Annotated in this window: 4 protein-coding genes; all 4 read left to right on the forward strand. The window is 34.2% G+C overall.

Going from position 1 to position 7,536, the window contains the following annotated elements; genetic code table 11:
- The first annotated feature begins 230 nt into the window (after nt 1–230).
- Nucleotides 231–2,180 carry a DNA topoisomerase (ATP-hydrolyzing) subunit B gene (gene gyrB, locus FQU21_RS07200; protein WP_147677313.1) on the forward strand — a complete coding sequence of 650 codons (1,950 nt, stop codon included), beginning with the start codon at nt 231–233 and terminating at the stop codon, nt 2,178–2,180.
- 296 nt (nt 2,181–2,476) lie between these two features.
- The gene (gene mdh / locus FQU21_RS07205) at nt 2,477–3,403 is read left to right on the forward strand and encodes a malate dehydrogenase (protein WP_147677314.1); all 927 of its coding nucleotides are present in this window, start codon (nt 2,477–2,479) and stop codon (nt 3,401–3,403) included.
- A gap of 276 nt (nt 3,404–3,679) precedes the next feature.
- Nucleotides 3,680–4,261: a hypothetical protein gene (locus FQU21_RS07210; RefSeq protein WP_147677315.1), complete on the forward strand. Its 582-nt coding sequence runs from the start codon at nt 3,680–3,682 to the stop codon at nt 4,259–4,261.
- A gap of 171 nt (nt 4,262–4,432) precedes the next feature.
- On the forward strand, nt 4,433–7,426 hold the full coding sequence (gene secDF, locus FQU21_RS07215; RefSeq protein ID WP_147677316.1) for a protein translocase subunit SecDF: 2,994 nt from the start codon (nt 4,433–4,435) through the stop codon (nt 7,424–7,426).
- Nucleotides 7,427–7,536: the final 110 nt, after the last annotated feature.

Here is a 7,536-nt window from a genome sequence, read left to right on the forward strand (position 1 = left end):
TTGATGATTTATAAATGTTGATAATTTTTCGCTACCTTCAATAAACTATCGTTAAAAAGCCAATTTAATTTGTATATTTGTTTGTATTCAAAAGGATGCTCTATAGCATCTTTTTTTTGCCAATACAATACTGAACTTATTTGATGGTAGTTAAATAAATTCGGTTGGTAAAATTAATCCCATGCAATTAAGGGATGTAGTTATTAATAATAAAATTGAATTATAAATTTATGAGCGAAGAAAAAGAAGAATTTAATAAGCACAATTATTCTGCCGACAGCATTCAAGCCTTAGAAGGCATGGAGCACGTGCGTATGCGTCCATCAATGTATATAGGCGATGTTGGGGTACGTGGTTTACACCATTTAGTTTACGAAGTTGTTGATAATTCGATTGATGAAGCTTTAGCAGGACATTGTAATAATATTACAGTTATTATTAACGAGGATAATTCTATTACCACTGAAGACGACGGTCGTGGTATTCCTGTAGATTTACACAAAAAAGAAGGTGTTTCGGCATTAGAAGTCGTGATGACTAAAATTGGTGCTGGTGGTAAATTCGATAAAGATTCCTATAAAGTTTCTGGAGGATTGCACGGAGTTGGTGTAAGTTGCGTTAATGCATTATCAGAACATTTAAAAGCTACAGTTTACAGAAACGGAAATATTTACGAACAAGAATACGAGCGCGGAAAAGCAATGTTTCCTGTTAAGCAAGTAGGAGAAACAGAAAAAAGAGGAACCATTGTAACCTTTAAACCAGATTCAACTATTTTTACTCAAACTATCGAGTATAGTTATGATACTTTGGCAAGTAGATTACGTGAGTTGGCATACCTTAACAAAGGGATTACTATCCATTTAGTTGATAAAAGAGCTAAAAAAGAAGATGGTGAGTTTGAAGGGGAAACATTCCATTCCGATGAAGGTTTAAAAGAATTTATTAAGTATTTAGATGCTACCCGCGAACCTTTAATGAAAGATGTAATTGCTTTTGAAGGTGAAAAAAATGGTGTGCCTGTTGAAGTAGCCATGATTTATAATACGTCCTATGCTGAAAATTTGCATTCCTACGTAAATAATATTAATACACATGAAGGAGGAACACACCTCTCTGGTTTTCGTCGTGGTTTAACACATACCCTTAAAAAATATGCTGATGAATCCGGATTACTAAAAAACTTAAAATTTGATATTGCTGGTGATGATTTCCGTGAAGGATTAACAGCTATAGTCTCCGTAAAAGTACAAGAACCACAATTTGAAGGGCAAACCAAAACTAAATTAGGAAACCGCGAAGTCTCTGCATCGGTAAGTCAAGCCGTCTCAGAAATGCTTACAGATTATTTAGAGGAACATCCAGATGATGCAAAAACAATTGTTCAAAAAGTAATTTTAGCTGCGCAAGCACGTCATGCCGCTCAAAAAGCTCGTGATATGGTGCAGCGTAAAACGGCAATGAGTATTGGTGGTTTACCAGGTAAATTGTCCGATTGTTCAGAGCAAGATCCAGAAAAATGTGAGGTATTCCTTGTCGAGGGAGATTCGGCGGGTGGAACGGCTAAACAAGGTCGTGATCGTGAATTTCAAGCTATTTTACCCTTAAGAGGTAAGATTTTGAACGTTGAAAAAGCCATGACACACAAGGTTTTTGAAAATGAAGAAATAAAAAATATTTTTACCGCCTTAGGCGTAACTATTGGAACGGAGGAAGATAGTAAAGCCTTAAATCTTTCAAAATTGCGTTACCATAAAGTCGTTATTATGTGTGATGCCGATATTGATGGTAGTCACATTGCAACCTTAATTTTAACCTTCTTCTTTAGATATATGAAGGAATTAATTGAAAATGGGCACATTTATATTGCAACACCACCGCTATATTTAGTAAAACGTGGGGCTAAAAAACAATATGCATGGTCTGATGAAGAACGAGATGCTATTGTTTCACAATTTGGAGATGGCTCTAAAATTCAACGCTATAAAGGTCTTGGAGAAATGAATGCAGAACAACTTTGGGATACTACAATGAATCCTGAATTTAGAACACTTCGTTTAGTTCAAATAGATAATGGTACCGAAGCCGATAGAGTGTTCTCTATGTTAATGGGAGATGAAGTGCCGCCCCGTAGAGATTTTATTGAGAAAAATGCGATTTATGCAAATATTGATGCGTAACGCCGTTCAGTTTTAAATAAAAACAAATTACGTTAAACCTCTATTTCTGTAAATTAAAGAAATAGAGGTTTTTTGTTTTTTATATTTATAGATTAACTTTTCTTTAAAAGTACAAGATTTATCTTGTGCTTTTTTCGTTTACAGTATTTTAATTTGTAATTTAGCAGGAGTTAATTTTTAAACATTTTTTTGTTGAAGATTAACTCAATTCATGATTAAAATCATAGAAGTTATGAGGTTAAATGATGAGTTTTGCAATAGAAGTTAATTAAATTAATCTATAATAAAAAAATATTATGAAAGTTACTGTAGTAGGAGCAGGAGCAGTAGGTGCAAGTTGTGCTGAATATATTGCTATCAAAAATTTCGCGTCAGAAGTTGTATTGTTAGACATTAAAGAAGGCTATGCCGAAGGGAAAGCCATGGATTTAATGCAATGTGCATCTTTAAATGGTTTTGATACTAAAATCACAGGTGTAACAAACGATTATAGTAAAACAGCAAATAGTGATATCTGTGTAATTACTTCTGGTATTCCACGTAAACCAGGAATGACACGAGAAGAATTAATAGGTATTAATGCGGGTATTGTAAAAACAGTTTCAACTAGTTTATTAGAGCATTCACCAAACATGATCCTTATTGTGGTAAGTAACCCAATGGATACAATGACTTATTTAGCACATAAAGCGCTTGGTATACCAAAAAATAGAATTATTGGTATGGGTGGTGCTTTAGATTCTGCACGTTTCAAATACAGATTAGCAGAAGCTTTAGGGGCTCCTATTAGTGATGTAGACGGTATGGTAATTGGTGGACATAGTGATACTGGTATGGTACCATTAACATCTCACGCTACAAGAAATTCTATTAAAGTTTCAGAGTTTTTAAGCGAAGAGCGTTTAGAGCAAGTGGCTGCAGATACTAAAGTTGGTGGAGCAACATTAACTAAATTATTAGGAACTTCTGCTTGGTATGCACCAGGTGCTGCGGTAAGTGGTTTAGTTCAAGCTATTGCTTGCGACCAAAAGAAAATATTCCCATGTTCAACTTATTTAGAAGGGGAATACGGATTAAATGATATTTGTATCGGTGTACCTGTAGTGTTAGGTAAAAACGGTATTGAAAGTATTGTTGATATTCCTTTAAGTGATGCTGAAAAAGCACACATGAAAGCTAGTGCTGAAGGTGTTTCAAAAACAAATGGTTTATTAGAAGTATAGTCTAAATACCAGTTTAAATATTGAATGTCGTTTTAATAAATTGAATTATTTTTTGATTAATTGAAATTAAAAATTTTTAGCATAGCCTGAGTTACGGTACTAATTTTTTAAGAAAAGTAAGCGAAAAAGAAACGATTTAGATACGTCATTTCATGTTTAACTTGGTATAGAATCATTAAATAACATAAATATATAGAGGCTGTAGCAATACAGCCTTTATTTTTTTATATTTGCCACATGCAATTAAAAAGGTACATAAGTGCTATAATTTTTATTTTGAGTTTCTTAGCTGTTATTTCTCAGCAGGAATTCAATGTGCCTAATCAGGAAATTGTACTAGAATTTAATCATGCTGAGGTTACATCAAACGAGGCGGAATCTGCCGTAGCACACGTAAAGCAACAATTGCAGGTGCTTGGTGCAAGCCAAATTAAAGTACAACAAACGGTTAGTGGAAAATTAAAAATTACCTACTACAGTGATGCCGATGTTGCCAGTATAAAGAAAACCTTTGCTAAAGATTTAGAGCGCAACTTAGATTCTAATATTTTTAGTAAAACCAATAAGCAAGCAGAATCACCTTCCAAAGTACCAACTATTGCCTATAATCTTGATGTTTTTGAAATCCATAATGGAAATAACTCGGGTTGGGATTTAGATGGTAAATGTGTATTAACTACCGATACTAAAAGCGATCGTTTTTCAGATCCTAATGTATTCTTCTTTATTGAAGTTGTAAACGTTTCATTAGAAAACAATACAATTAAAACAGCTTATAAAGTAAACAGAAATGTTTCCATTTCTATAGATAATAATCTTCATAAAATACCAGAAGGTAGGGCAGGACCAACTTGCTAAAATAATATGACTCGGCGCTGCTAAATTTTTTCTCACAAATTTAATTAGCCCATCATACTTTACTAAATAATTTTAAATACAATCAATTTCAACTTAAAAATTGTCAAATATTGACCGTAAATAATATATTTGCGCGTCAAAAAAAATTTGGCACACATTAAAATTACAACAATGCAAAACAAAGGATTAGTAAAATTATTCGCAATTTTGTTTGGTTTGGTAAGTATTTACCAATTATCATTCACTTTTAAAGCGAATCAAATTGAAGCCGCGGCCGAAGAAGCTGCTATCAGTAAAATTCCCGATACCGAAGAAGGATACCGTGCAAAACGTAGCGCCGAAGAGACGTCTTATTTAGAAGCTATTGCTACAGATACCGTTTTTAATATGGGTATCGCAAAATTCACTTATAATGAAGTGAAACAAAAAGCCATGAATTTAGGTTTAGACTTAAAAGGCGGTATTAGTGCGACACTTCAAATATCTATTAGAGATATCTTAAAAGGTTTAGCAAATCATACCAAAGATCCTATTTTTAATAAAGCTTTAGATGATGCTGCTGAAATTCAAAAAAACAGTCAAAACACCTATTTAGAAGATTTCTTTATTGCTTTCGATAAAATTAAAGGCGATACTAAATTAGCGTCACCAGATATTTTTTATACAAAAGCATTAGATGGTGAGATTAGTGGTGATATGACTGATGATGAAGTTAAAACGATTATTTCAACTAAAATTGATGAATCTGTAGTTTCAGCATTCGAAGTATTACGCAAACGTATCGATGAGTTTGGTGTAACACAACCTACTATCCAACGTATTGGAACTTCTGGTCGTATTTTAGTAGAGTTACCAGGTGTAAAAGATAAAGAGCGTGCTATTAAATTATTACAAAGTACAGCGCAATTAGAATTTTGGGATGCTTATAAAGGAGAGCAATTTTTCTCGTTTTTAGCACAAGCTAATGAAGTATTAAAAGATATTGTAGCTCCAAAAACAGAAACAGCAGAGGTAGAGCCTCAAGATGAAGAAAGTGCTAAAGATTCTGCTATCGATGATCTATTAGGTGAAGCAGAGACCGATTCTACTTCGGTTTCAACAGTAAACCCAATTTTCGACCTAATTAGAGGGCAAGGATATCAAGGCGGGCCAATTATTGCTCAGTTTGAAGCGAAAGATAAAGAAACTATAGAAAACTACTTAAGCATGCCTCAAGTACGCGCTTTACTCCCCGTAGAGCAACGTTATGCAAAATTTGTTTTCGGGAAGCCTAAAAAAGGAAGTGAGTTAGTAGATTTGTATGCTTTAAAAGGAAATAGAGAGAATGAACCAGAATTAAGTGGTGCTGTAGTTACAGATGCTAGAAATCAATTTGGACCAACAGGTAAATCTGAGGTGTCTATGCAAATGAATGCTAAAGGTGCTAAAATCTGGGAAGAAATGACAGGTAATGCCTATACTCAAGGGAGTCAAATCGCTATTGTTTTAGATAACGTGGTGTATTCGGCACCAGGTGTAACAACCGGGCCAATTGCTGGTGGTAGCTCTTCTATCTCTGGAGATTTTAGCTTAAACGAAGCTATCGATTTAGCCAACGTTTTACGTGCTGGTAAATTACCTGCTTCTGCAGATATTATTCAAAGTGAAGTTGTTGGACCATCTTTAGGTCAAGAAGCTATTGATAGTGGTAAAATGTCGTTCATAATTGCATTAGCATTAGTGTTAGTTTGGATGATTGTTTATTATGGTAAAGCTGGTGGTTTTGCCGATATTGCAATGGCATTAAATATTCTTTTAATCTTCGGTATCCTTTCAGGATTAGGAGCCGTATTAACCTTACCAGGTATTGCTGGTATCGTATTAACTATTGGTATGTCGGTCGATGCAAACGTACTGGTCTTTGAGCGTATTCGAGAAGAATTGGCTAAAGGTAAAGGTCAAAAAGAAGCCATTCAAGATGGATTTAGCAATGCCTTATCTTCAATCTTAGATGCCAATATTACAACTGGTTTAACAGCATTAATCTTATTCATATTTGGTACAGGACCAATTAAAGGTTTCGCAACCACTTTAATTATTGGTATTGGTACATCTTTATTTACAGCAATTTTCATTACACGTTTACTAATAGACTGGTATGCTAACCGTGGAGGAAACTTAGCCTTCTCAACAGGAATGACTAAAAACTTATTCCGTGATATTCGTGTAGATTTCTTATCGAAACGTAAAATTGCTTATATCATTTCAGGAGCGTTCATCCTAGTGAGTTTAGGGTCTTTATTTACAAATAGTTTAGATCAAGGTGTAGATTTCGTTGGAGGTAGAACATACCAAGTACGTTTTAATCATGATGTTAGTGCATCCGAAATTACAGGCGTACTCTCAAGTCCAGAAGTTTTTGGTAGTGCAAATGCCAAAATTTTTGGAGATGCTAACCAAGTAAAAATTACAACAAAATATAAAGTTGAAGAAACAGGTTCCGATGTCGATGAAGAATTGCGTAGCACACTTTATAAAGCGTTACAGCCATATTTCGAAGGTCTTTCTTACGACGAATTCATTAGCGATGCCGATACCAAAACAGTGGGGTTATTAAAAACCGATAAAGTAAGTCCAACCATTGCCGATGATATCAAACAAGAATCATTCTGGGCCGTTTTGGGGTCATTAATCGTAGTATTCCTTTATATCTTAATTAGATTTAAAAAATGGCAATACTCACTAGGAGCCGTAACAGCGGTATTCCACGATGTATTAATCGTTTTAGGTGTATTCTCTTTAACATACAAATTCATGCCATTCTCAATGGAAATTGATCAAGCCTTTATCGCAGCAATATTAACCGTAATTGGTTACTCATTGAATGATACCGTGGTTGTATTCGATAGAGTTCGTGAGTTTTTCAATATACATACAAACTGGAAATTCGAACGTGTAGTAAACGCATCATTAAGCAGTACATTAAGTCGTACATTAAATACATCATTAACAACGTTAGTGGTGTTATTAGCCATCTTCATTTTTGGTGGAGATTCCATTAGAGGATTTATGTTTGCCTTAATCGTTGGTGTATTAGTAGGTACATACTCATCGTTATTTATAGCGACACCAGTAATGTATGATACTATAAACAGATTAGAAGGAAAAAAGAAAGAAGAAGAATAAGTCAAATCTTTTTTTAATTATAAAAAGCCCGTCAGCGCAAGTTGTCGGGTTTTTATATTTTAAAAATTTTAGCGTCCCCCATTAAAGCGCTTTTATGGCGCATTAATGGG

This window comes from Algibacter pacificus, from assembly GCF_008033385.1.
GTDB lineage: Bacteria > Bacteroidota > Bacteroidia > Flavobacteriales > Flavobacteriaceae > Algibacter > Algibacter pacificus.